Below are 23,566 nucleotides of genomic sequence, written 5' to 3' on the forward strand. Positions count from 1 at the left end.
CGCCCCCTGCCCTCAAGACCCGACCTCAAGGAGTCCGCCCATGTCCAGTGATCCGCTTCTGCAACCCTATCAGCTCAAGCATCTGACGCTGAAGAACCGCCTGATGATCACGAGCCACGAGCCCGCCTATCCCGAGGACGGGATGCCGAAGGAGCGTTACCGTGCCTATCACGTCGAGCGGGCCCGCGCGGGCGTGGCGCTGACGATGACGGCGGGCTCTGCCTCCGTCGCCCGCGACAGCCCGCCGGTCTTCAACAACGTCCTCGCGTGGAAAGACGAGGTCGTCGGCTGGATGAAAGATCTGACGGATGCCTGCCACGAGCACGACTGCGCCGTGATGATCCAGTTGACCCATCTCGGACGCCGCACCCGCTGGGACAAGGCGGACTGGCTTCCGGTCGTCTCGCCCAGCCACGAACGCGAAGCCTCGCACAAGGCCTTTCCGAAGAAGGCCGAGGATTGGGACATCTCGCGCATCATCGAGGACTATGCCGATGCCGCAGAACGCATGAAAGCGGCAGGACTCGACGGGATCGAGCTGCAAGCCTATGGCCACCTGATGGATCAGTTCTGGTCGCCTCTGACGAACGAACTGGACGGGCCTTACGGCGGCAGCCTGGAGAACCGGCTGCGCTTTACCTTCGACACGCTCAAGGCGATCCGCGCGCGGGTGGGCGACGAGTTCATCGTCGGCGTGCGCTACACCGGCGACGAGGATCTGCCCGGCGGCATCACCCGCGAAGAAGGGTTGGAAATCTCGCGGCGGCTGAAAGACAGCGGCATGGTCGATTTCCTCAACGTGGTGAAGGGCCATATCGACACCGACGCGGGTCTGACCGACGTGATCCCGGTGCAGGGCATGCGCAGCGCGCCGCATCTCGACTTCGCCGGAGAGATCCGCGCCGCCACCCAGTTCCCGACCTTCCACGCCGCCAAGATTCAGGATGTCGCCACCGCGCGGCACGCCATCGCGGAGGGCAAGCTCGACATGGTCGGCATGACCCGCGCCCACATGGCCGACCCCCATATCGTCGCCAAGATCATGCGCGGCGAGGAAGAGCGTATCCGGCCCTGCGTGGGCGCGAATTACTGCCTCGACCGGATCTATCAGGGCGGCATGGCGCTGTGCCTGCACAACCCCTCGACCGGGCGCGAACTGGAAATGCCGCATGAGATTACCAAGGCCGACGCGTCGCGCCGGGTGGTCATCGTCGGCGCCGGTCCGGCCGGACTGGAGGCCACGCGCGTGGCCGCCGAACGCGGCCATGAGGTCATCGTGCACGAGGCCGCCAACGATCCCGGCGGACAAGTACGCCTCACGGCGCAATCCAAGCGCCGCCACGAGATGATCCAGCTGATCCAGTGGCGTTTCGCGGAATGCGCGCGTCTCGGCGTGAGTTTCCGGTTCAACAGTTTCGCCGATGCGGACACCATCCGCGCAGAACAGCCCGATGTCGTCGTGATCGCGACGGGCGGGCTGCCGCATACCGAGGTGCTGGCCGCAGGCGACGATCTTGTCGTCTCGTCCTGGGATATCCTCTCGGGCGATGCACGCCCTGGCAGCAATGTGCTGCTCTACGACGACGCCGGGGATTACGCGGCGCTACAGGCCGCCGAATCCCTCGCCGCCAGTGGCGCCAAGGTCGAGATCATGACGCGCGATCGCAATTTCTCCTCCGAGGTCATGGCGATGTCCCTGACCCCGTCCTTGCGCGAATTGCAGGCCCGCGACGTGACCTTCACCGTGCTCTGGAAGCTGACGGGCGTGGCGAAGGACGGCAACGGCCTGGTCGCGACCATCGGCAGCGATTACGGCAACTTCACCCGAGAGCGGCATGTCGATCAGGTCGTCGTCAATCACGGCACCCGACCGCTGGACGATATCTATTTCGATCTGCGCGATGGCTCGAGCAATCAGGGCGAGGTCGATTACGAGGCTCTGATCGCGGGCGAACCGCAGAGGGTCGCGCGGAACCCAGACGGCACCTATCAGCTTTTCCGGATCGGCGACGCGGTCGCGGCGCGCAACACTCACGCCGCAATCTACGACGCGCTGCGGCTGGTGCGGACGGTCTGATGCGCTCGTGACGGCTCGATGGCGCGGGGTCGACAGCCCAGACCCTTGCGCATCAGATCCGGGTCTCGCTGACGAGGCGCAGGCCCAGATGCGCGGGCGGGCTTCCGACGGCACAGCCGCCCCGCGCCGGATCTCGCACCAGAAACGGGATAGCTGCGACATGCTCGCCGCCCGCGAAAAAGGCCGCGCAGCGCTTCGGATCGACCGGGCCGCCACCCTCCCCGCCATAGCAGTCCTGCGTCCATTCCCAGACCGACCCGTCGAGATCGACGATCCCCTCGGCGCTGGTCGAGAAGCTGCCCCGCGGCGACAGCTTGCGCGGCGCGAGACCGCTCGTCAGGTAGGTCGAGGCCCAGGTCAGGTCAGGATCGGTGAAGATCGGGTCTTCCTTCTCTGGCAGCACGTCCTTGGCCATGAACTGCCACTCGGCGATCGTCGGCAGCCGAAATTCGTGACGCGCCTTGCGGTTGATCCAGCCGAGATACTGCTCGACGTCGACATGGCTCAGCCCGGTCGCCGGGGTGGCCTCCGGCGCACTGCCGTGCGGCGCGCGCAAGGCAAGCTCGCAGGCGCCGTCCGCGTGGCAACGGTTCCACTCCGCGACGGTCACCTCGTATTTCTGAACGTAGAGCGCGTGGCCGTCGGGCAGCGTCACCGCCCGCTCGGCCATCTGGGGCACGTAATCGAGATCGGGGCCGCGCAGGAAACCCCACGCGGTCCCGAGGGCGAGGATCGCCGCACCCGCCGCAAGCACCTGACGAAGGGAAAGACGTGGTGCGCGCGAACTGAGCTTGGCGATCATCTCCGGTCTCCTTCGATCAGGTTTCCACCACGTGGGGCGGCATCACCTGCTCCATCAGGGCGTTGTCCCAGGCACCGTCCACCACGAAGTGGGCCGTCGCGCCCAGCAGGGCCGCCTCGATCAGGTTGTGGTTGACGTAGGCATAGACGCCCGGCTGCAGGAAGGTGTACATCGCCGCCCCCGCGCTGCCGCCGCGGATGAACCAGGTCTCCTGATCCTTCTGCGGGGGATTGGCGAATTTGCCGTTCTCCCAGACATAGTCGCCATGACCGCCGATCAGGTGCGGACGGGTGTCGCGGTTCGCCTGATTGTGGATCATCAGAACCGTGTCGCCGACCTTGGCCTTGAACGCGTTCTCGCCCGTCAGAGCCCCGACCGAGCCGTTGAACACGGAGTGGGTCGGCGTGAGCGTGCGCATCGCCTCGACACTGTCGGAGAAGTCCTCGCCGGCGACCTCGTAGGTCTTGTAATCGCCGTTCTCGTCCATCGGCAGATAGAAGTCCTGCTCGCCGATATAGGCGATCGTGTCGTAGCGCAGCGGGTTGCCCTCGGCATCCTTGAGCCCGTCACGCGGCAGCACCATCAGCGTGCCGTTCATGCCGTGGGTGACGTGGTAGGGGATCATCGCCCCGCCCGGCGCGCAGTGATAGGTGAACACGCCCGGCCGCGTCGCCTTGAAGCGCAGCACCGTTTCCTCGCCGGGATAGACATGGGTCAGGCCACCGCCGCCCAGCGCGCCCGAGGAGGCGTGGAAGTCGATATTGTGCTCCATCTGCGAGTCGGCGGGGTTGGCGAGGGTCAGTTCGACATAGTCGTCCTGGTGCACGATGATCAGCGGGCCGGGAACCGAGCCGTTATAGGTCAGCGCCCAGATGCTCGCGCCGGTATCCTCGTCCACCGTCAGCAGAACCTCCTTGGTCTCCATGCGGATCTCGACGATTTTCGGGCCACCGGTCGCGACCTGTTCGTGTGCGGGAGCAAAAGGCGGCGCGACCAGCTCCTGGCGGACGCGGGTATAGCCCGACAGGTCCACCTTCGGAGCGGCGACCTGCGCCTCGGCTTCGGCGAGGATGAATTTCGGCGCGGCAGGGCGCGGCGCGACATGGGGCGCCATGCGCTTGGACGGGGTTCCGGCCATCCCGGCCCCTGCGGTCATCGCCGCGGCACCTGCCAGAAGCGACCCGCGCAGCACATTGCGCCGATTGGTTTTCACGAGAGCTGGATTGATAAATTTAGGCATTTTAGCCTCCGATGGTTAAAAGTAGCAGGAAGTTGTCGCGCGTTTCCTGCCGCGGGCGCTCACAGCGCGCCCAATTCCGCTTCGAAGCGTTCCTTGGCTTTCTTCGGCACACGGCCATCAAGGAACCCTTCGGGTGCCTTGGCGTCGCCCACCGAGATCAGCATCACCATGCCCATTGCGTAGTGCGGCTTGCAGCGCACCGCGTAGAGCCCTTCGGTGTCGAGCGTGACCTCGACGTCCTTGTTGACCTTGCCGGCGAAGCCCTCGGCCCCGTCCGGGATCATGCCGTCGATGGTTTCGGCGTTATGGCCCTTGTCGGTGGGAACGAAGCGGATCGTGTCGCCGGGGGCGGCCTTCACGAAGGCGGGTTCGAAGACCATCACGCCCTTTTCGCCCTTGTTGAGCATGTGGACTTCGTAGGTCTCGGCGCTTGCCGCCCCGCCCAGAAGAGCGGTCATCGCGAGGGCGGAAATCAGGGTGCGGATCATCTCTTGTCCTTTCCTTGCATCCTTGGATTGCCCTTGGTTTAGCGATCTCCGCGCCGACGTTTTTTGCTCTGGCGCAAACTTCGCGGCGCTTTTCACGAAATCGCGATATTTTTTCACCCGCCGCTCGCGCGCGTGTGACTTTTCGTATTGGACGTCGCGGGGGCCGTATGTTTAGAGAAGGCATGAGCGCGCCTGCCCCCCGCAAGACCATGCCGCGGCTCGACGAGAGCCTGCTGACGCCGATGCCCCCGTTCTCCCGACTGGAGAAACGGCAAATTCGCGAGATTCTCGATCTCGCCAGCGTACGCCGCTTCGACGAGGGCGTGGCCGTGTTCGAGGAAGGCGCCCCGGCCGAACGGTTCTACATGCTGCTCGACGGCTATATCCGGGTGATGCGGATCACCCCCACGGGCGAGCAGGTGATCGCGCTGCATATCCCCTCGGGGCAGCTGTTCGGGATCGCGCAGGCGATCGGGCGTACCACCTACCCCGCCACTTCGGTCACCGCTTCGGAGGCGATCGTGCTGGGCTGGCCGATGCGGCTCTGGGATCAGTTCGTGGCGCAATATGACGGCTTCGCGACAGAGACCTACAAGACCGTCGGACAGCGTCTTGGCGAGATGAACAACCGCATCGTCGAGATGGCCACCCAACAGGTCGAGCAGCGGGTCGCCAATTCGCTCCTACGACTGATCAATCAGACCGGGCGCAAGGTCGAGGCCGGAATCGAGATCGATTTCCCGATCACCCGGCAGGATCTCTCGGAGATGACCGGAACGACGCTGCACACGGTCTCGCGGCTGATGAGCGCGTGGGAAAAACAGGGGCTGGTCGCCAGCCGCCGCAAGCGGATCACCGTGACCGATGCGCATCGTCTGGTGCTGATCTGCCGCGGGTAGCTGCCCCCCTCTCGGTAGCTGCCCCGATAGTCGTCTAGGCAGCCGCCTCGATCGCCGCGCCCAGCTCGGCGATGAACCCATCGAGATCGAGGTGATACTCGGTGCAGGCATCGTCGATCGTGTGGAACGGGTTCACCAGACAGCCGACGCAGAGCATCTTGTGACGCATGAACACCTCTATCGTCGCGGGCCATTCGCGCATCAGCGCGTCAAGCGTGACATCCGGGTTCTTCCAGCTGGGTTTTGACATGGCGGGACCTCTCTGCCGACCACGCTAATCCCGGCAATCCCATCAAACGTTGTGCTGGCGCAAACTTCCCGGTCGCGAACGCCGCTATCCCTCGGGCCATCGACTGACCCCAAGGGAGGCCCCAATGGCTGAAATCCTGACCAAGTCGCGGGCGCGAAACATCTTTTACGGAGGATCCATTTTCTTCGTGCTGGTGTTCATCGCACTGACCGCGCAGAGCCACTTCTATATCGTGAACAACTCAACCGCCTCCGCCCCGCTGACCGAACAGGTCGCGCGCGGCAAGGCCGTCTGGGAACGCAATTCCTGCATCAACTGCCACACCCTGCATGGCGAAGGTGCCTATTTCGCGCCCGAGGTCGGCAACGTGATGACCCGCTGGGGCGTCGCCGACGATCCGCAGGGCGCCTACGAGACGCTCGACGCCTGGATCGCGGCGCAGCCTTCCGGCATCGAGGGCCGCCGCCAGATGCCGCATTTCGACATCAACGAAGAGGACATGCGCGCACTCGCGGAATTCCTCCGCTGGGCCGATCACACCGACACGCAGGGCTGGCCGCCCAATGATGCGGGCTGAGGAGACAAACAGATGAAATACCAATCCCAATCCGTGGCGAAAGCCTATTTCTACTGCGCGATGCTGTTGTTCGGCGTACAGGTTCTGGGCGGCCTTCTGGCCGGCTGGATCTACGTCTCGCCCAACACGCTCTCCGAAGTCCTGCCCTTCAACGTGATCCGGATGATCCACACCAATGCGCTGATCGTCTGGCTGTTGCTGGGTTTCTTCGGCGCGGCCTATTTCCTCGTGCCCGAGGAAAGCGAGCGCGAGATCTTCTCGGTCAAGCTCGCCTATCTGCAACTCGCGATCCTGATGATCGGGACGCTAGGCGCGGTCGGCTCCTATCTCGTCGGGATCCATGGCGGGCGCGAGTTCCTCGAACAGCCCCTCTGGGTGAAGTTCGGCATCCTCGTCGCCGCGGTGATCTTCCTGATCAACATCTCGCTGACGGTGCTGGCGGGTCGCAAGACCGCGATCACCAACGTCCTGCTGATGGGCCTTTGGCTGCTGTCGCTGCTGTGGATCTTCGCCTTCATCAACCCCGACAACCTGTCGCTCGACAAGATGTACTGGTGGATGGTCGTGCACCTCTGGGTCGAGGCGACCTGGGAACTGGTGATGGCCGCGATCCTCGGCTTCCTGATGCTCAAGCTGACGGGCGTGGACCGCGAGGTAGTCGAGAAATGGCTTTATGTCATCGTCGCGACCGCGCTCTTCTCAGGCATCCTCGGTACCGGGCACCACTTCTACTGGATCGGCACGCCGGGTTACTGGCAGTGGGTGGGCTCGATCTTCTCGACCTTCGAGGTGATCCCGTTCTTCCTGATGATGTCCTTCGCCTTCGTGATGGTCTGGAAGGGCCGCAAGAACCACCCCAACAAGGCAGCGCTCCTGTGGTCGCTGGGGTCGTCGACCGTGGCCTTCTTCGGCGCGGGCGTCTGGGGCTTCCTGCACACGCTGCACGGGGTGAACTTCTACTCCCACGGCACGCAGATCACCGCGGCGCACGGGCACCTCGCCTTCTACGGGGCTTATGTCGCGCTCAATCTCGCGGTCTTCACCTACGCGATGCCGATGCTGCGCGGGCGCGATCCCTACAACCAGGTCCTCAACATGGGCGCGTTCTGGCTGATGACCGGCGGCATGGCCTTCATGACCTTCGTTCTGACCTTCGCAGGCACGATCCAGACCCACATGCAGCGGGTCGTGGGCGACTACTACATGGATGTGCAGGACAGCCTGTCGATCTTCTACCTGATGCGCTTCGGCGCGGGGGCGGCGGTCGTGCTGGGGGCGCTTCTGTTCATCTACTCGCTCGTCGTGGTGCGCCGGCGTGAAGTCATCGCCCCCGGTCCCGCAACCCCCGTGGCAGGAGAATGACGATGTCCCTCGACATGACCAACGACCGCATCCCCTACTACCACCCCACCGGCCGCGAATGTGCCCTGTTCGAGCGCGCGCATGACAACGGTTTGCCCCTTCTTCTGAAGGGGCCGACCGGCTGCGGCAAAACCCGCTTCGTGGAGCATATGGCGGCGCGGCTGAACAAGCCGGTCTACACCGTCGCCTGCCATGACGACCTGTCGGCGGCGGACCTGATCGGGCGCTATCTGCTGAAGGGCGGCGAGACCGAATGGGTCGACGGGCCGCTCACCCGGGCGGTACGCGAAGGCGCGATCTGCTATCTCGACGAGGTGGTGGAGGCGCGCAAGGACGTGACCGTGGTGCTGCACCCGCTCACCGACTCGCGGCGCCGCCTGATCATCGACCGCACCGGCGAGGAGCTGGACGCGCCGGAGGGCTTCATGCTCGTGGCCTCGTACAACCCGGGCTATCAGAGCGTGCTCAAGCGGCTCAAACCCTCGACCCGGCAGCGGTTCCTGTCGATCGCCTTCGACTTTCCCGAACCCGATGCGGAAACCCGCGTGATCACCGCCGAGACCGGCCTGCCGGTGGCGCAGGTGGTGCCGCTGGTGCGCCTCGCCGGGCATATCCGCAAGCTCTCGGGCATGGATCTGGAGGAAGGCGTCTCGACCCGGCTTCTGGTCTATGCCGCGCGGCTGATCGGCGCGGGCATCGCGATCGAGGAGGCGCTGGAGACCGCCGTGGTCCAGGCGCTCAGCGACGAGGCGGACGTGCAGCAGGCGCTGCGCGACCTGATCGCCACGATCTACGGCTGAGGAGCACGCCATGAAACTGATGGACCTGATGGAGCCCGAGGAAACCGTAGGCGAAATCTGGCACGATCTGGCCAAGGATATCGGTCGGGACGATCGCCATCCCGACGCCGCGGTCGAGCTGGCCGCGTTGCGCCCCTCGCTCGCGCTGCTGCTGCGCGCGCTTGGCGGCGGTGCGGATGTCGAAATCGTCGAGGCCCCGGCCACCCCGGTCCGTCACCGCCAACCCGTCCGGCGTCGCCTTGGCGCCGGGCGCGAGACCGAGCGCGTCGCCCGCTTCGACGGCGCGCGGCTGCGCCTGCCGCCGGTGATGGATGTCTTCCCCCGATCTGATCTCAACCGCGCGGCCTATTTCTGGCTGACCGCACTGGCTGCGCTCAGCCGCGACGCGATGCCCGAGCTGCCCGACGAGACCGACGGCCCGGCGATGGATTGCGCGCAGATCCGTGCCAATGCGCGAGCCTGCGATCTGGCCTATCGCCGCTGCATCGGGCTGCGCGCCCCCTACCACGAGATGGCCGCGCTCACCCTCGCACGTCGCCGCAGATTGTCGCGCCCGGCGGCCGAGGCCGCGCTGGAGGCCGCGCTCTGCGACCAGCTTTCCGCCGATGGCACCCCCGCCCCGCTGCCCGAGACGGCGGAGGGCGCACGCGGTTACATGCCGCTTGCCCCGGTGCCGATCTGGCTGCAATTTGCCCCCAACACCGCAGGCCGCAGCGCCGCCTCGGAAGAGGCCGATGCCCCCGCCTCCGCCCCGACCGCGATGGCCAGCACGCAGCGCAAGCATGGGGAGCGCCGCGATCTCGATCAGGCGCGCCGCCGCGACAGCTTCATCATCCACCGCTTCGAGTCGATCCTGTCCTGGGTCGAGGCGCTCAACGTCAATCGCTCGGTCGACGACGATGACGAGGACAACGCCGCCAAGGCCGCCGAGGATCAGGACCAGATCACCCTGACGCGGCATGATCGCAAGGCCGCGACGCGGCTGCGGCTGCATCTCGACCTCTCGCCCGCCGAGGCGGAGCACGAGGCGCTGGCGGGCGAGCATGTCTATCCCGAATGGAACCACCGCAGCCGCGCCTACATGGAGGGCCACTGCCGGGTGCTCGACGCGCCCGCGCGGCCCGAAGCCGCGCAAACCTTCCGCGCCGATCCGCGCTATATCCGCGCCGTGCGCCGTCAGTTCGAGGCGCTGCAACCGCGCCGCATCCTGCGGCCGCGCCAGATCGACGGGACCGAGCTGGACCTCGACGCCGTCATCGCCAGCCGCGCCGATCTCGCCGCGACCGGGCGGGGCAGCGACCGGATCTGGCAAAGCCTGCGCAAGGTCGAGCGCGACCTCGCCGTGGCCTTCCTGATCGACACCTCGCGCTCCACCGAGGCCGCGATCGGCGAAAGCTGCGTGATCGACATAGCGCGCGAGGCGATGTCCGCGCTGGCCGAGGGGCTGGACGCGGCGGGCGACCGTTTCGCGATCTGGGGTTTCTCGTCGCTCCGCCGCGACCGGGTGTTCCTGACGCGGGTGAAAGGCTTCGACGCCCAGATGGCCCCGCCGATCCACGCCAACATCGCGGCGCTGCGCCCGGGCCATTACACGCGCCTCGGGACCGCGATCCGTCACGTCTCGGCACAGCTCGCGCAGGAAAGCGCGAGCCGCAAGCTGCTCATCGTGCTGACCGACGGCAAGCCCAACGACCTCGACCATTACGAGGGCCAGCACGGCATCGAGGACAGCCACATGGCCGTGCGCGAGGCCCGCCACGCGGGCCAGAGCCTGCACGGCGTCATCATCGACGAGGACGGGCAGGACTGGTTCGCACGGATCTTCGGGCGCGGCGGCTTCACCCTGCTGCCTCGGCCCGAACGGCTGCTGCGCGCCCTGCCCGACATTTACCGCTCGCTCACACAGGAGACCTGACATGCGTAAACTCACCCTTCTTCTCGCCCTCGCCCCACTCACCGCACAGGCGGCAAGTTTCGATCGCCCGATCCCGCAGGCGCAATCGGCCACCGCCGAGTTCTGGTTCGCGCTGGCGGCGCTCGCGCTCGTCGCGGCGCTGGCGGTGGTGGCGCGGGTGGTCGCCCGGCGATGAGTGCGCGCTGGTCCCCTGCCCGGATCGCGCTGCTGCTCTACCCGTTCGGCTGGGGCGCCTTCGCGGTCAACGTGTTCTTCGCCTCGCTGATCGGGTCGTGGGTCGGGCTGCCGGTCGCGCCTCCGGTCGTCTCGCTGGGGCTGGGCGCGGTGGTCGCCGTGCCTGCGACCTACGCCTTCGCATGTCACATCCGGCGGCTGATGGACGCCGCCGAAAACTGAAAGGAGCCGATCATGGCCATGTCTTCCGCAGAGCAGATGCGCCGCTGGCAGGGCCCGGCGCTGCTGTCGGGCGGTTTTCGCCCGTTCTTCTTCTTCGGCGCCGTCTGGGCCGCTCTGGCGATGGCGCTCTGGGTGCCGGCACTCACCGGGCTGATCGCGTTGCCGACGCGGCTCGACCCGGTCAGTTGGCACGCCCATGCCTTCCTCTTCGGCTATCTCGGCGCGGCGATCGCGGGCTTTCTGCTGACAGCGGTGCCGAACTGGACCGGACGACTGCCGGTCGTGGGCTGGCCGCTGCTTGGCCTCGTCACGCTCTGGGCGCTCGGGCGGCTGGGGTTGCTGGCCTCGGCGGATCTGCCTTTCGCGCTGGTCGCGTGCATAGATCTCGCATTCCCGCTGGCGCTTGGTGGCGTCGTGCTGCGTGAGATCCTGGCAGGGAAGAACTGGCGCAACCTTCCTGTGTTGGGGCTGGTCGGCGTTTTCACCCTCGCCGACCTTCTGTTCCTGATCGAAGCCGCGCGTGGCGGTTATGCCGCCGACGGCATCGGGATGCGGCTCGGCCTCGCCGCGGTGCTGATGATGGTCGCGCTGATCGGGGGGCGGATCATCCCCTCCTTCACGCGCAACTGGCTGGTCAAGGAGAACCACCCGGCGCGACCCGCCCCGCCGATGCAACGCTTCGACAAGCTCGCGATGCTGGTCGCTGGCGCGGCACTGCTCGCGTGGGTCATTTCGCCAGAGACGCGGCTGACCGCCGCACTGCTGCTCGCGACCGCCGTGCTGCATCTCGCGCGGCTGTGGCGCTGGAAAGGCGGGCTGACGCTGCCCGCGCCGATCCTTTTCGTTCTCCATCTGGCCTATGTCTGCCTGCCGCTCGGCGCGCTGGCGCTTGGGTTCGCGATCCTGTTTCCCGCCGCCCTCGCCCCCGCGACCGCGATGCACCTGTGGACGGCGGGCGCGCTTGGCGGGATGACGCTGGCGGTGATGAGCCGTGCCTCGCTCGGCCATACCGGTCGCCCGCTGGAGGCCGGGGTCGGCACCGTCGCGGTCTATGCAGCCCTCTTCGTCGCGATGATCGCGCGGCTCCTCGCGGGCTGGCTCAACGTGAGCGCGCTTTATTCGGTCTCCGGCGTGGCGTGGTGCGGTGCTTTCCTCGGCTTCGCGATCCTCTATGCTCCGGTGCTGTGGCAACCCAGACGGAGGGCGCAATGATGTGGCTGGCTTATGGCGGAGTGTTCGCGGCGTTCCTCGCGACCCATTCGATCCCGACACGCCCGACGGTTAGGGCGCGGCTGGTGGCGGCCTTCGGACACGCAGGCTTCGGGCTGGGCTATTCGCTGCTGTCGACGGCAATGCTGCTGATCCTGATCCGCGCCGCCGCATGGCCGGACCCGATTTACCTTTGGCCCACCACGCTTTGGGCGATGGAGGCAACTAAGATCGGGATGGCGCTGGTCTGCATGTGGTTCGCGGTGGCGCTTGGCCATGCCAACCCGTTCTCCTTCGGCGGCAGCCGCCGCAAAAGCTTCGACCCCGAGCGTCCCGGCCTCGTGCGGCTCACGCGCCACCCGATGCTGCTGGGCCTCGCGAGCTGGGCCGGGCTGCACCTGCTGCCGAACGGCGATCTGGCGCATGTCCTGCTGTTCGGTGCGCTCGGCGGCTTCGCCCTGCTCGGAATGCGCCTGATCGACCGCAAACGCCGCCGGGAGATGGGTCCGGAGGTCTGGGCGGAGACGCTGCGCCGGACGAAAGCGGCGCCCCCCTTCGCGGGGCTTACGCTGGCCGATCTCGGGCGCGCGGCGCTTGGCCTCGTGGCCTATATGGCGCTGCTGCACCTGCATGAATATTTCGCAGGCGTGGCCTTAGTTTAAGCCCAGCGTCAGATGCCATTCGCCTCCGCCTTGAACCGCAGCAGGCGCAGCGCGTTCATCGTGACCAGCACGGTCGCCCCGGTATCTGCCATCACCGCGATCCAGAGACCGGTGAGACCGAGGAGCGTCGTCACCAGAAACACCCCCTTCAGCCCGAGCGCGATGGCGACGTTCTGACGGATGTTAGCCATCGTCGCGCGCGCCAGACGGATCTGCTCGACGACATCGGTGACCCGGTCGCGCAGCAGCGCTCCGTCCGCGGTCTCGAGCGCGACATGGGTGCCCGATCCCATCGCGATGCCGATATGGGCGGTGGCGAGCGCCGGGGCGTCGTTGATGCCGTCGCCCACCATCATCACATGCGCATCCCGCGCCAGATCGCGCACTGCCGTCACCTTGTCCTCGGGCAGCAGCCCGGCACGGGCTTCGATGCCCAACCCGTCGGCAATCGCGCGGGCCGTCACCGGATTGTCGCCCGTCAGCATGACCGAGGAGACCCCCATGCGCTTGAGGGTGGAGACCGCCTCGGCCGCATCGGCGCGCGGCTCGTCGCGCAGCGCGATGAGGCCCAGAAGGCGCTCGGGCGTGAAGACGGCGACGACGGTCTTGCCCGCGCTTTCCAGCCGGTGGAGGGTGGCGCTGTCGGAGGCGCTGAGCACGCCTGTTTCGGTCGCCAGCCGCGGCGCCCCGACATTCCAGACCGCGCCATCGATCTCGGCGCGCGCGCCACGGCCCGGGATCGCCGTGGCTGCAGTGGCCTGCGGCACCGCGATCCCGCGCGCCTCTGCCCGGGCGAGAACCGCCTGTGCGAGCGGGTGACTGCTGCCGGTCTCGACCGCCGCGGCGGTGGCGAGAAGCTCAGCCTCGGTCCCGTCTAGCGGCAGAAGATCGGTGATCTGCGGCCGGCCCTCGGTCAGCGTACCGGTCTTGTCAAAGGCGACGAGGCTGGTTTTGGCCGCCGTCTCCATTACCGCGCCGCCCTTCATCAACAGCCCGCGGCGCGCCCCGGTCGAGAGCCCGGCGGCGACCGCGGCGGGAACCGAGATCACCAGCGCGCAGGGGCACCCGATCAGCAAGAGCGCGAGGCCGCGATAGATCCACGTCTCCCAGGGCGCGCCGAAAGCCAGCGGCGGCACGATCGCGGCCAGAAGCGCCACGCCCACCACCGCGGGCATGTAGACGCGGCTAAACCGGTCGATGAACCGCTCCACCGGGGCGCGCGCGCTCTCGGCCTCCTCGACGAGGTGCAGGATGCGCGAGATGGTGTTGTCCTCGGCGGCTTTCTCGACACGGATGCGCAGCTCGCCTTCGGTGTTGATCGCGCCCGCGAAGACAGCATCGCCGGGCTCTTTCAGGACCGGCACGCTCTCGCCGGTCACAGGGCTTTCATCGACGCCCGAACTGCCGGAGACGATTGTGCCATCCGCCGGGATGCGATCGCCCGGACGGGCCTGCACGATCTGTCCGATGGCGAGGCTGTCGGCCGGAACTTCGCGGATGCGCTCACCCGTGACCAGCCGCGCGGTCTTCGGCACAAGATCGGCCAGCGCCCGGATCGAGCCGCGGGCGCGCGACGCCGCAAGCCCCTCGAGCATCTCGCCCACCGCGAACAGGAAGACGACGAGCGCGGCTTCCTCCGCCGCACCGACGAAGAGCGCGCCGATCGCGGCGATGCTCATGAGCATTTCGATGGTGAAGGGCATCCGCGCCCGCGCCATCAGGGCGGCGCGCCGCGCCACGGGGGCGACGGCTATCACGGTGACGAGCACGAAAACCCAATGCGCGATGGGGCCGCCGACCAGCAGCTCCACCACCCAAGCCGCGGCCAGCAGAAGCCCGGTCACGATCAAGTAGCGCCCCTTCGGGGTCGCATACCACGCGGGATCGGCGGGCGGCGTTGGCGCGCTCTCGACCGCAGGTGTCTCATCCGTCTCGCCCGCCGCCGGAAGGGCGCCCTCGGGAAGAACGAAGCCGCCCTTGGGCTTTTCCGGCGCAGCCCCCTTGGCCGAGACGCCGTAGCCGAGGCGGCGGATCGCCTTCTCCACGCTTTCGCGCGAGGTGGTCGCCGTATCGAGCCGCAGCCGCAGACGCTCGTTCATCAGCGTCACCTCGACCTCGTCGACACCAGGCAGAGCCTCGACCGCGCCGCGCACCTTCGCCGCGCAGGCGCCGCAATCCATGCCCGTCACGCGCCATTCCTGAAGGTCTGCTGTCTCGGTCATCTGCTGTCCTCTCGCGTGGTTTTCTCGACAGAGGGGAAGATAGGAGCTACAGCAACTATAGGTTCAAGGGGGAAATCCGCACTCACGCAACCGTGAAGGGAGGTGCAGCATGCATACGATCGGAACATTGGCCCGCCGCACCGGAACCAAGGTGCAGACGATCCGCTATTACGAGCAGATCGGCCTGATGCCCGAGCCCGGGCGGACCGAGGGCGGCCAGCGGCGCTACGGCGATTCCGATCTCGACCGGCTCGCCTTCATCCGGCACTCGCGCCAGCTGGGCTTCCCGCTCGAAGCGATCCGCGAATTGCTGGACCTGTCGGACCACCCTGCGCGCGATTGCGGGGCCGCAGATTCGATCGCGCGGCGGCAATTGCGCGAGGTCGAGACCCGGATCGCGCGGCTCGAGGCGCTCAAGCGCGAACTGGAACGGATGATCGGCGAATGTCGGGGCGGGCCGACCTCGGAGTGCCGGGTGCTCGAGGTGCTGCGCGACCATTCGGAATGCCTCGCCGACGACCACGACACGATCGGCTGAGGCCGCGGCGCCGCGGTTCGATCTATGGGCCTTCGGGAAGAGGCTGACCCGGAAAGCCCGAACGCTGCGCGCGTGGCGACCCGCCGCGACGAGACGAAAAAAGCTTGAGCCCGACGAGCGCGGCGTGATCGCTCGCTCAGCCCCGCGACGGTTTGTCAACGATTTCAAACGCATCACAATGCGCGCCCCCGAGGAGAGAGGCGCCCTGCAGCCTCTCATATCCGCAGCGGAGCCCCGGCTTGCGCCACCGGTCGCGTACGCTCGCAGGAACATTCTGGATCAGATCTTGTTGTTTTGAAGCTGATTTGATCGATAGGAATAGGAGGCAGACATGGCTGGCGAGAGCGGAAAAACGGTTCAAACTGACATTCCCGCCCGCATGGACCGCTTGCCGTGGTCTCGATTTCACCTGACGATCATCGTCGCGCTCGGCGTCACGTGGATTCTCGACGGCCTCGAAGTCACCCTGAAAGGGGCCGTCTCCAGCGTTCTTCAGGAACCCGAAAGCCTTGGCTTCACGAGTTCGCAGATCGGGATGATCGCGTCGTTCTACATCACCGGCGCGGTTCTCGGCGCGCTCCTGTTCGGCTATCTAACCGACCGCTTCGGGCGCAGGATGTTCTTCTTCATCACGCTCGCCGTCTATCTCGTCGGTGCGCTGCTGACCGCCTTTTCGTGGAACCTGTGGAGCTTCGTCGCCTTCCGGTTCATCACCGGCCTCGGCATCGGCGGCGAATATGCCGCGATCAACTCCACGATCGACGAGATGATCCCGGCGAGGGTGCGCGGCCAGGTCGCGCTCGGCGTCAACGGCTCCTACTGGCTCGGCGCGGCCCTCGGCGCGCTGTCGACGATCGTGTTGCTCAACCCGGACTACCTCCCGATCGATATCGGCTGGCGTCTGGGCTTCGGTATCGGCGCGGTTCTCGGCGGCATCATCCTCTACATGCGCCGCCATCTGCCGGAGAGCCCGCGCTGGCTCGCCACGCATGACCGGTTGGACGCGGCCGAGGAGGTCGTGAGCGACATCGAGAAGCGCACGAGCGAGCAAACCGGCGAGGAGCTTTCGGAGGTTCCGGACGACGACAAGATCAAGATCCGGCCGCAGAAATCCTTCTCTCTGATGAAGATCGTCAAGGCGATGTTCTCGACGCACCGCAAACGGGCGCTGCTCGGCCTCATCCTGATGAGCTCGCAGGCGTTTCTCTACAACGCGATCTTCTTCACCTATGCGCTGGTTCTGTCGAACTTCTTCGACGTGCCCTCGAAGAACACCGGGCTTTACCTCGTGCCCTTCGCCATCGGCAACTTCCTCGGCGTCATCGTTCTTGGGCGGCTGTTCGACAAGATCGGACGCCGCGTGATGATCTCGCTCAGCTACGGCCTGTCTGCCGCACTCCTGATGGCCACCGGCTACATGTTCGCGCAGGGCTACCTCACGGCGATCACGCTCACGGCGCTCTGGTCGGTGATCTTCTTCTTCGCCTCTGCCGCCGCGAGTTCCGCCTATCTCACCGTGAGCGAGGTCTTCCCCCTCGAGACCCGGGCGCTCGCCATCGCGATCTTCTACTCGATCGGCACCGCCGCGGGCGGCATCGTCTCGCCCTGGGTCTTCGGCGCGCTGATCGACACGGGCTCCGCCTGGAACGTGTTCTATGGCTACCTCTTCGCCGGTGCCCTGATGACGGTCGCGGCCGTCACCGAGGCGGTCATCGGGATCGATGCAGAACAGGAGTCGCTGGAGAACGTGGCCGATCCGCTGTCCGCCGAGGGGGCGGAATAGGGGCAGGCCTCTGACGGTGGAGGTATTCCAGTCCTGAGATAACGCGTGCTGCGAGGCTCCTTGGATGGGGCCTCGCTTCGCTTTGTTACCGCCCTCCCCTTTGCGGGTTGGAGGCGGCGCATTGTCCGGTCCCCGATAGCAGCGCTCCGACCATTGGCGCAAACCCTTCGTTGCCGCCGTGGCGCACCGCAATCGTCATCTTTTGGCCGTCCGCGTAAGCGTGCCGCTGACATCAATCTATTCCACCGCTGAAGCGATGGACCGCAGTTGCCCCCGGGTCGAGCGCGACATGAGAAAGCCCCCCGCCGCGTGCGACGAGGGGCTCCGGGGAGGATTTAGGTGTGAGGGTCGATCAGGCGTTGCCGTTGACCACGACGACCAGGTTGCCATCGGTATCGATGAACGCGGTTTCGACGTCATCTGCGGTGTAGCCGGTGCCGTCGAACACGCCGTCCGGAAGCTGGCTGTAATCGGCGTCCACGTCGGACCCGGCCGCGTTCTTCAGAGCCGCGGAGCCATTCTCGGCGCCTTCGCCCTTCAGGTCGGACAGCGCGACGATCTCCACCTCACCATCGGTGCCGACCTGATAATCGGAGAACTGATCCGTGGAGGCGGCACCGTTCGCCTTCAGGCTCGAGATGAGCTGACCGTAGGTCTTCACCGTCTCGCCTTGGCCCATGCCGGAGGTCGTGCCCGCATCCGCCGAGGCGCCCGTATCCACATTCGCGCCGACATCGGTGCCCGCACCCTGCGCAGCAACCGAAGCGCTGCCGCCCATGTCACTCGAAACACCGGCAGCGGCGTTGCTATCCTGGGCGAAGGCCGCGAAGGGAGCCGCAGAGGCGAGAAGGCCGACGAGGGCGATCGATTTGAGGCTATAGGTCATAGTAGTCTCCTTCCATTTCTTGCGCCGACCATCGGCCGGCAGGAGGAGAACACGGGTGAGGTAATTGCCGTTCCGCGGGGCGAAAAGGGTCGGAAGAACCCTGCCCAAACTTCGATTATCGTGAGCGCGATCACGCCGGACCGAGACCGACATTCCGATTGATAACTGGAACCACGGGGCGCGTGCCCGACGCTCGTTCTTCAGAGCGCCGGGCCGCGTTGTCAGCCGATCTGGGCGGCTGCGGGGCCAAAGAACTCGTAGTGGATCCGCGCGTCCGGCACATTGGCGGCCTTCAGGCCCTTGACCATCTCCTGCATGAACCCGGTCGGGCCGCAGATGAAATAGTCGGCCTTTTCGGCATCGCTGATCTGGACCAGCCAGCTGGGATCGACACGTCCGGAATGCACACCGTTCGCAACATCAGTCTCTTCCGGCGCCTCGTAGAAGACATGGGTTTCATGTGCCTTTGTACGGGGCGTATTGCTGAGCGCATGGGTTTGACCATTCCGGGTGGCGTGGACATAGACCATCCGCAGATCGCCGCCGCCGTAGCTCTCGAGCATCGAGATCATGGGCGTGAGACCCACCCCGCCCGACAGAAGCACGATTTCCTGCTTGCCCTTCGGATCGAGGAAGAATTCGCCGGCGGGCGCGGCCACGTCGAATTCGGCGCCGACCTCGACCGTGTCGTGCAGCCAGTTGGAGATCCGCCCGCCAGGTTCGCGCTTGACCGTAATCCGGTAGGACTGGCCATCCGGCGCCGAGGAGATCGAGTAGTTGCGACGATATTCCTCGCCCTCCGCAGGGGTGAAGCGGAAGCTCAGATACTGGCCGGGGCGATGCTTGAGAACCGGCATGCCGTCAACCGGATAGAGCGTGAAGGACGCGATCTCGGAGGTTTCCTTCTCTTTCGCACCGACCCTGAAGCGACGCCAGCCACGCCAGCCGCCGTCCTGCTCTTCCGCACCGGCGTAAATCTGTTCCTCGCGGGCGATCAGCGTATCGGCGAGGAACCAGTAGGCTTCGCCCCAGGCGTTCAGAATTTCAGGCGTGGCGGCGTCTCCCAACACCTCCGCGACAGCCCCGAGCAATGCTTCGCCGACATGCGGATAATGCTCGGGGTGAATCTGCAGGCCCACGTGTTTTTGCGCGATCCGCTCCAAGGCGTCCGCGAGGACGCCGGGGTTCCGGATATGGGTCGCATAGGCCACCAGGGCGCCCGCGAGCGCCTTGTGCTGCGGCGAGTTGCCATGCTGATGCGACATGTTGAAGAGCGCGCGAATTTCGGGAGCGGCCAGCAGCCGCCGATACATCACGGGCACGATCTGATCGACGTGTTCCGCCACGACCGGCGCAGTAGCTTCAATGATCGCGAGTGTTTCTTCCGAGAGCGGCTTTGCCATTCCTGTCTCCTAGGCTATAAAACATACCAACAAGACGCATCTATTTGCTCAGCCATTAAGATGCCAATCACAGGTATGTTTTTCCCGTGCGACATTCTGTCCGGTCTCGTGGTACGAGACGGGTCGCTGAGGAGGCTGCATCAGGAGAAGTGCGAATGCGCTTGAACGACACCACGGACCTCGCCTTGCGGGTGATGATCTACGCCGCTTCGATGAAAGACCGACGTTTCACGATCGATCAACTCGTCGAAGCCTATCGCGCGCCACGCAGCACCATGATGAAAGTCGTCAACGCACTGACCCGGGGGGATTTTCTGGTGGCGCAACGCGGACGCTCTGGCGGGTTGGGACTTGCCCGGCCAGCGCAGGAGATCGGCGTGGGGACGATCGTGCGCCACATGGAGACGGATTTCGACCTCGTGGAATGTATGCGCAACGGCGGCGACTGCACGATTACCGCCGCGTGCCGCCTCATCGCGCCCTTGGCCGAGGCGCGCGCAGCGTTCCTGACGACGCTGGACGCCTACACGATCGCCGATATCGCAATCTCCCCGCGCGATTTTGGCCTCGCCGCGTCGTGACGCGAATGGTCAGGATTGACCGTCTCCGGGTTGCGAGTGCCGGAGGCAGAGCAAGCGGGTAAAAGCGAAGCTGCGCGATGACCGCCAGGAAGTTGTCGCTGCGAATGGTGTTTGGGCGATGGATTTCGCTTCGCGGACCTTCGGTTCGTTCACGATCTGCTCGCGTTACCCAAGAAACCGCGGTTTCTGACCATCGTCGACAGTCATTCACGTTACTGTCCACCGACGGATGTGCGGTTTCGGTATCGCGGTGAAGATGTCGTTCATACGCTTGAACGGATTTGTAGCAAGCCCGGCCACCCAAGAACGATACGGGTCGATGAGGGCCATGAGTTCATCTGCCGCGACCTCGATCTCTGGGCTCATGTCAGGCAGGTCACCGTGGGCTTCTCACGGCCCGGAAAGCCAACCGACAACGGCTTCCTCGAGGCCTTCAACAGCAAGCTGCGGGCCGAGTGTTTAAACGCCCGTCGCCACTGTCGCTCGGACCAATGGCGCAACATTGGAACCTTCATGAGCCTTGCGGATGCTGCGGAAAACTGGAGGATCGGCGCAAACACTACAACCAAGCCACTAGTGAAGCGCAGGCTTGGCAATTTTCAGAGACAGCCTCTCGACATTCATCTGATACCTCCCTAGCTTTCGAAGCTGCAGACATCGAAATAGGAAGCGCAAGTCCATGAAATCAAAGGGAGAGGTGCTTGACGGCGCCTGCGCAGACCGTCAGGCAAAGACGCTCTACCGAGATTTTCGAGAGCAAATTTCCGACTGATTTAAGTCAGTGAAATCCTGCGACCTGGAAGATGAAAGCTCTGTAACGAAATCTCAGAAGATATCGAGAGGGCACCGCCCCTTGATGATGCGATGAAAAATCTGGCACATCCACCACGCCGTAATTGATGTGCTTGAAAACTGCGGAAAGTAGCTTCGATTAGTCAAGCAGGAAGACAGAGCGTATTTGGCAATAAATACTACCCAAGCCCATGTGGCACCTGCCAATATTAGCTCACTCACACAAGCTGCTTACGTATCGGTGTTGATGTCAGGGCGCCCAAATGAAAAAATCGACAGCTAGCCTATATGTTACGAACTTCAAAAAAAGGTTCACAGGCGTATCTTCAACTGCGGCAGCGGTGTTACGGCAGCAGCAAAATTTACTGAATGTAGCGCTTGTTGGTTACGCATTGCCGAAATGCGCAAAACCGATTGGTTTTTTCCGCGCTCTCTGGGAATGTCGCGAGCCTCCTGCCGGACGCGAATTTTCAATTTGGCACACACGGCGAAACATTGAAATGCAACTTGCAATATTGGCCCGAGATGTCCTGCGCCTGCCAATAAGAATTGTTTTCACCTCAGCCGCACAACGTCGCCATTCAGCTTGGCCACGCTGGCTAATTTCACGGATGGATGCGGTAATTGCAACAACTGAAGAGGCCGCCAAATATGTGCCTAATGTGGTTGCAGTAGTGCCTCATGGAGTGGATACGGAGCACTTCTTACCCGCCCAAGAAGAAAGCTATAAGCGCAAGTGGAAAGAACTGCAACTTCCCGGGGAATATGGGATCATAACGGTGGGGCGCGTGCGTCCAGAGAAAGGCACGGACCTTTTTATCGACGCTATGATTACTGCGCTTCCGGACCTGCCGGGAGCTTGCGCTATTGTTGTCGGAACGGCGAGACCCGAACACCAAAAATTCCAGGAAAAAATAAAGAAACGTGCTGAAGCAGCTGGGCTTTCAAGCCGGATTGTTTTTTTGGGAGAAGTCGACCCTGACAAATTGCAGCAGATATTGCAGGGATGCCGAGCGCTCGTGGCACTCCCCCGTTATGAAGGATATGGGATGACGCCTCTGGAAGCCATGGCTACCGGACTTCCAGTGATTTTGAGTGAGACCGGCTACTTCAAAGAGTTCGTGGGAGAAAATGATACAGAGACCGGCTCATGTGGCGCGGTTGTACCAATAGAGGGCGCCGAACTTGCAGCAGAGGCTTTAGTGAGAATTCTCAAAGACCAAGATTTATACCATCAAAAATCGATAGCCGCCAGAAAAAGGGCCGTGCGAAAATTTAGCGTAACTTCCGAAGTGAATGCGATAAATTTCGTTTACGAAGACCTATGGTCCCTTGCCGACAAAAATAATAAGATCACGCGATCGAGTTAACTTATATACGCTAAAGGTTGGGTCCTGAAGCGTTTCAATCAGATCTTCGATTTGAACCGGCATCCCAATGGACAAAAGGGCGAGATTGAGCTAACAGCAAACCAGACCAATCGCTCGGAGTATGCGTACGCCTATGTACTGCCTGGTAATTAATTTGAGCACTGCGACCGCGCGCATGTCATTTATGGCCGATCAGCTGAACAGGCTGAAAATACCTTTTCAGAGGATCGATGCATTCACGCCAGAAATGGTAATGAATTATGAGAATTCTTTTGAATGGTCAAGCTGGGAGCGCCCTCTCAAAGATACCGAGAAAGCATGCTTTTTAAGCCATGTGGAGGCGTGGAAATTTGCCGCAGCACAGGATGAAAGCACCCTCATACTAGAAGACGATGCGCTTCTTTCCTATCAGACGCCCAGTGTCCTAAATGCGATTGACGAGATCGAAGGCATTGAGCATGTGACCCTTGAGGTACGGACGCGCAAGAAGATCGTTAGTAAGATTGGGCGCGCGATCGGGTCCAACCACCAACTACTCCGCCTCTATCAAGACAGGAGCGGCGCTGCTGCTTACGTAATTTCGCCTTCTGGGGCGCGAAAACTTCTTGCGCGGGCGTCCAAAGAGGTCGCCCTCGCTGATGCGCTGATCTGCAAAGCCTATGAATTGAAAAGCTTTCAAGTCGAGCCGGCTTGCGGCGTGCAGCTAGACCGCGCGGCGGATTACGGCATTACAAATCCTTTTAATACCGTCTCTCAGATAGACTCAGGAAAACCAACGCCGATAACCATACAGGCCTCTGGCTTTCGCGCCCGTCGGATCGGTGCGCAGCTCCGCATGGCCTATCGCGCCCTAAGGCACGTTGGAATAGCTGAACGACGTGAAATTCGCCTAGACCCCGCGCATTTCCTCTAGGACTGACTTCGTCAGGCTTTCCACCACCGGTTTTTTTCGCGCCGGAGCAAGCGGCGCGCCCGATTGAAAACCTGTCCTCAATTTGGAACCTACGCCAAATTTCATTGGGAACCGGCCCCGCAGGTTCGCCCGCCGAAGAACGGATGCAGCCGCCATACCATGTGACCTGCCACGGGATTTTTCCTCCACCATCGATTAGAGTCCGACCCAACTCTGCTCTGCCCCCTAAAAATTGGACCGTTTGAAACTGGAGTTTTCAGCTAAGCTTTCCTGGCTGAGAGAGGAGCGGAAACGCATGAAAGCATCGAAGTTCACGGAAGCGCGAGACAGGCGTTCATTCTGAAGCAAGGCGAGGAAGGCACGCCGGTCGCGGAGATCTGTCGGAAGGCAGGGATCAGCCA

22 protein-coding genes and 2 pseudogenes are annotated in these 23,566 nt (G+C 64.1%); 17 read left to right on the plus strand and 7 right to left on the minus strand.

The window, feature by feature from the left end:
• The first annotated feature begins 40 nt into the window (after positions 1–40).
• Positions 41–2,077: an NADH:flavin oxidoreductase gene (locus DEM26_RS08045; protein ID WP_109172116.1), complete on the plus strand. Its 2,037-nt coding sequence runs from the start codon at positions 41–43 to the stop codon at positions 2,075–2,077.
• 52 nt (positions 2,078–2,129) lie between these two features.
• Here DEM26_RS08045 and DEM26_RS08050 read toward each other — a convergent pair whose 3' ends face one another.
• Genes DEM26_RS08050 through DEM26_RS08060 form a run of 3 tightly spaced genes read right to left on the minus strand, consistent with a single transcriptional unit; the run spans position 2,130 to position 4,607 of the window.
• Positions 2,130–2,879 (minus strand): formylglycine-generating enzyme family protein, encoded by a 750-nt coding sequence (locus DEM26_RS08050; RefSeq protein ID WP_109172117.1) that lies wholly within the window; start codon positions 2,877–2,879, stop codon positions 2,130–2,132.
• A 16-nt stretch (positions 2,880–2,895) separates the two neighbouring features.
• A complete protein-coding gene (gene nirK / locus DEM26_RS08055) occupies positions 2,896–4,119 on the minus strand; it encodes a copper-containing nitrite reductase (RefSeq protein WP_075777019.1) in 1,224 nt (407 codons plus the stop codon).
• A 59-nt stretch (positions 4,120–4,178) separates the two neighbouring features.
• Positions 4,179–4,607, minus strand: a complete 429-nt coding sequence (locus tag DEM26_RS08060) for a pseudoazurin (protein ID WP_088718361.1) — start codon at positions 4,605–4,607, stop codon at positions 4,179–4,181.
• A 209-nt stretch (positions 4,608–4,816) separates the two neighbouring features.
• Here DEM26_RS08060 and DEM26_RS08065 point away from each other — a divergent pair, with 209 nt between their 5' ends.
• Positions 4,817–5,506: a Crp/Fnr family transcriptional regulator gene (locus DEM26_RS08065; RefSeq protein ID WP_109172141.1), complete on the plus strand. Its 690-nt coding sequence runs from the start codon at positions 4,817–4,819 to the stop codon at positions 5,504–5,506.
• A 34-nt stretch (positions 5,507–5,540) separates the two neighbouring features.
• Here the strand turns inward: DEM26_RS08065 and DEM26_RS08070 are convergent, their stop codons facing one another.
• Positions 5,541–5,756 (minus strand): DUF1858 domain-containing protein, encoded by a 216-nt coding sequence (locus DEM26_RS08070; protein ID WP_088718360.1) that lies wholly within the window; start codon positions 5,754–5,756, stop codon positions 5,541–5,543.
• 124 nt (positions 5,757–5,880) lie between these two features.
• Here DEM26_RS08070 and DEM26_RS08075 point away from each other — a divergent pair, with 124 nt between their 5' ends.
• The 8 genes from DEM26_RS08075 to DEM26_RS08110 are packed head-to-tail and all read left to right on the plus strand — an operon-like array spanning position 5,881 to position 12,677.
• Positions 5,881–6,333 carry a c-type cytochrome gene (locus DEM26_RS08075; RefSeq protein WP_075777016.1) on the plus strand — a complete coding sequence of 151 codons (453 nt, stop codon included), beginning with the start codon at positions 5,881–5,883 and terminating at the stop codon, positions 6,331–6,333.
• A gap of 12 nt (positions 6,334–6,345) precedes the next feature.
• Positions 6,346–7,695, plus strand: coding sequence for a cbb3-type cytochrome c oxidase subunit I (locus tag DEM26_RS08080; protein ID WP_075777015.1), 1,350 nt, complete (start codon positions 6,346–6,348; stop codon positions 7,693–7,695).
• Positions 7,692–8,495, plus strand: coding sequence for a CbbQ/NirQ/NorQ/GpvN family protein (locus DEM26_RS08085; protein WP_369907754.1), 804 nt, complete (start codon positions 7,692–7,694; stop codon positions 8,493–8,495). Before DEM26_RS08080 ends, DEM26_RS08085 begins: the two co-directional genes overlap by 4 nt.
• 10 nt (positions 8,496–8,505) lie before the next feature.
• Positions 8,506–10,410, plus strand: a complete 1,905-nt coding sequence (locus DEM26_RS08090; protein ID WP_109172118.1) for a nitric oxide reductase activation protein NorD — start codon at positions 8,506–8,508, stop codon at positions 10,408–10,410.
• A 1-nt stretch (position 10,411) separates the two neighbouring features.
• A complete protein-coding gene (locus DEM26_RS08095; protein WP_075777012.1) occupies positions 10,412–10,585 on the plus strand; it encodes a protein NnrT in 174 nt (57 codons plus the stop codon).
• A complete protein-coding gene (locus DEM26_RS08100) occupies positions 10,582–10,806 on the plus strand; it encodes an NnrT protein (RefSeq protein WP_109172119.1) in 225 nt (74 codons plus the stop codon). The genes DEM26_RS08095 and DEM26_RS08100 overlap by 4 nt, the downstream gene beginning before the upstream one ends.
• Before the next feature lie 12 nt (positions 10,807–10,818).
• A complete protein-coding gene (locus DEM26_RS08105; protein ID WP_109172120.1) occupies positions 10,819–12,018 on the plus strand; it encodes an NnrS family protein in 1,200 nt (399 codons plus the stop codon).
• Positions 12,015–12,677, plus strand: a complete 663-nt coding sequence (locus tag DEM26_RS08110; RefSeq protein ID WP_109172121.1) for an NnrU family protein — start codon at positions 12,015–12,017, stop codon at positions 12,675–12,677. Before DEM26_RS08105 ends, DEM26_RS08110 begins: the two co-directional genes overlap by 4 nt.
• Positions 12,678–12,685: 8 nt before the next feature.
• On the opposite strand, the gene DEM26_RS08115 is transcribed toward DEM26_RS08110, so the two are convergent.
• Positions 12,686–14,899, minus strand: a complete 2,214-nt coding sequence (locus DEM26_RS08115; RefSeq protein WP_233243054.1) for a heavy metal translocating P-type ATPase — start codon at positions 14,897–14,899, stop codon at positions 12,686–12,688.
• Between the two features lie 109 nt (positions 14,900–15,008).
• On the opposite strand from DEM26_RS08115, the gene DEM26_RS08120 reads away from it, so the two are divergent.
• Both DEM26_RS08120 and DEM26_RS08125 read left to right on the plus strand, forming a co-directional pair.
• Positions 15,009–15,437 carry a MerR family transcriptional regulator gene (locus DEM26_RS08120; RefSeq protein ID WP_088724489.1) on the plus strand — a complete coding sequence of 143 codons (429 nt, stop codon included), beginning with the start codon at positions 15,009–15,011 and terminating at the stop codon, positions 15,435–15,437.
• A gap of 331 nt (positions 15,438–15,768) precedes the next feature.
• On the plus strand, positions 15,769–17,220 hold the full coding sequence (locus DEM26_RS08125) for an MFS transporter (RefSeq protein WP_109172122.1): 1,452 nt from the start codon (positions 15,769–15,771) through the stop codon (positions 17,218–17,220).
• A 352-nt stretch (positions 17,221–17,572) separates the two neighbouring features.
• Here DEM26_RS08125 and DEM26_RS08130 read toward each other — a convergent pair whose 3' ends face one another.
• Both DEM26_RS08130 and hmpA read right to left on the minus strand, forming a co-directional pair.
• Positions 17,573–18,106, minus strand: coding sequence for a hypothetical protein (locus DEM26_RS08130; protein WP_109172123.1), 534 nt, complete (start codon positions 18,104–18,106; stop codon positions 17,573–17,575).
• Positions 18,107–18,327: 221 nt separating this feature from the next.
• On the minus strand, positions 18,328–19,509 hold the full coding sequence (gene hmpA, locus DEM26_RS08135; protein WP_109172124.1) for an NO-inducible flavohemoprotein: 1,182 nt from the start codon (positions 19,507–19,509) through the stop codon (positions 18,328–18,330).
• Positions 19,510–19,664: 155 nt separating this feature from the next.
• On the opposite strand from hmpA, the gene DEM26_RS08140 reads away from it, so the two are divergent.
• The 5 genes and pseudogenes from DEM26_RS08140 to DEM26_RS20880 form a co-directional block, all read left to right on the plus strand.
• Positions 19,665–20,090 (plus strand): RrF2 family transcriptional regulator, encoded by a 426-nt coding sequence (locus DEM26_RS08140; RefSeq protein ID WP_109172125.1) that lies wholly within the window; start codon positions 19,665–19,667, stop codon positions 20,088–20,090.
• 52 nt (positions 20,091–20,142) lie between these two features.
• A pseudogene (locus DEM26_RS08145) lies at positions 20,143–20,659 on the plus strand (DDE-type integrase/transposase/recombinase); the annotation flags it as partial.
• A gap of 486 nt (positions 20,660–21,145) precedes the next feature.
• Complete coding sequence (locus tag DEM26_RS08150; protein WP_109172127.1) at positions 21,146–22,252, plus strand: glycosyltransferase family 4 protein; 1,107 nt, start codon at positions 21,146–21,148, stop codon at positions 22,250–22,252.
• Positions 22,253–22,385: 133 nt separating this feature from the next.
• The gene (locus DEM26_RS08155) at positions 22,386–23,165 is read left to right on the plus strand and encodes a glycosyltransferase family 25 protein (RefSeq protein ID WP_109172128.1); all 780 of its coding nucleotides are present in this window, start codon (positions 22,386–22,388) and stop codon (positions 23,163–23,165) included.
• Positions 23,166–23,460: 295 nt separating this feature from the next.
• A pseudogene (locus DEM26_RS20880) lies at positions 23,461–23,566 on the plus strand (transposase); the annotation flags it as partial.

Source organism: Thioclava sp. NG1 (genome assembly GCF_003122275.1).
Taxonomy (GTDB): domain Bacteria; phylum Pseudomonadota; class Alphaproteobacteria; order Rhodobacterales; family Rhodobacteraceae; genus Thioclava; species Thioclava nitratireducens.

Excerpts from the sequence above, each read along its gene's own strand:
- DEM26_RS08120 (WP_088724489.1), top strand. The coding sequence starts at position 15,009 with ATGCATACGATCGGAACATTGGCCCGCCGCACCGGAACCAAGGTGCAG.
- DEM26_RS08110 (WP_109172121.1), top strand. The coding sequence starts at position 12,015 with ATGATGTGGCTGGCTTATGGCGGAGTGTTCGCGGCGTTCCTCGCGACC.
- DEM26_RS08100 (WP_109172119.1), top strand. The coding sequence starts at position 10,582 with ATGAGTGCGCGCTGGTCCCCTGCCCGGATCGCGCTGCTGCTCTACCCG.
- DEM26_RS08045 (WP_109172116.1), top strand. The coding sequence starts at position 41 with ATGTCCAGTGATCCGCTTCTGCAACCCTATCAGCTCAAGCATCTGACG.
- DEM26_RS08150 (WP_109172127.1), top strand. The coding sequence starts at position 21,146 with ATGAAAAAATCGACAGCTAGCCTATATGTTACGAACTTCAAAAAAAGG.
- DEM26_RS08065 (WP_109172141.1), top strand. The coding sequence starts at position 4,817 with ATGCCGCGGCTCGACGAGAGCCTGCTGACGCCGATGCCCCCGTTCTCC.
- nirK (WP_075777019.1), bottom strand. The coding sequence starts at position 4,119 with ATGCCTAAATTTATCAATCCAGCTCTCGTGAAAACCAATCGGCGCAAT.
- DEM26_RS08070 (WP_088718360.1), bottom strand. The coding sequence starts at position 5,756 with ATGTCAAAACCCAGCTGGAAGAACCCGGATGTCACGCTTGACGCGCTG.
- DEM26_RS08130 (WP_109172123.1), bottom strand. The coding sequence starts at position 18,106 with ATGACCTATAGCCTCAAATCGATCGCCCTCGTCGGCCTTCTCGCCTCT.
- DEM26_RS08090 (WP_109172118.1), top strand. The coding sequence starts at position 8,506 with ATGAAACTGATGGACCTGATGGAGCCCGAGGAAACCGTAGGCGAAATC.
- DEM26_RS08060 (WP_088718361.1), bottom strand. The coding sequence starts at position 4,607 with ATGATCCGCACCCTGATTTCCGCCCTCGCGATGACCGCTCTTCTGGGC.
- DEM26_RS08050 (WP_109172117.1), bottom strand. The coding sequence starts at position 2,879 with ATGATCGCCAAGCTCAGTTCGCGCGCACCACGTCTTTCCCTTCGTCAG.
- DEM26_RS08080 (WP_075777015.1), top strand. The coding sequence starts at position 6,346 with ATGAAATACCAATCCCAATCCGTGGCGAAAGCCTATTTCTACTGCGCG.
- DEM26_RS08155 (WP_109172128.1), top strand. The coding sequence starts at position 22,386 with ATGTACTGCCTGGTAATTAATTTGAGCACTGCGACCGCGCGCATGTCA.
- DEM26_RS08140 (WP_109172125.1), top strand. The coding sequence starts at position 19,665 with ATGCGCTTGAACGACACCACGGACCTCGCCTTGCGGGTGATGATCTAC.
- DEM26_RS08105 (WP_109172120.1), top strand. The coding sequence starts at position 10,819 with ATGGCCATGTCTTCCGCAGAGCAGATGCGCCGCTGGCAGGGCCCGGCG.
- DEM26_RS08095 (WP_075777012.1), top strand. The coding sequence starts at position 10,412 with ATGCGTAAACTCACCCTTCTTCTCGCCCTCGCCCCACTCACCGCACAG.
- hmpA (WP_109172124.1), bottom strand. The coding sequence starts at position 19,509 with ATGGCAAAGCCGCTCTCGGAAGAAACACTCGCGATCATTGAAGCTACT.
- DEM26_RS08125 (WP_109172122.1), top strand. The coding sequence starts at position 15,769 with ATGGCTGGCGAGAGCGGAAAAACGGTTCAAACTGACATTCCCGCCCGC.
- DEM26_RS08115 (WP_233243054.1), bottom strand. The coding sequence starts at position 14,899 with ATGACCGAGACAGCAGACCTTCAGGAATGGCGCGTGACGGGCATGGAT.
- DEM26_RS08075 (WP_075777016.1), top strand. The coding sequence starts at position 5,881 with ATGGCTGAAATCCTGACCAAGTCGCGGGCGCGAAACATCTTTTACGGA.
- DEM26_RS08085 (WP_369907754.1), top strand. The coding sequence starts at position 7,692 with ATGACGATGTCCCTCGACATGACCAACGACCGCATCCCCTACTACCAC.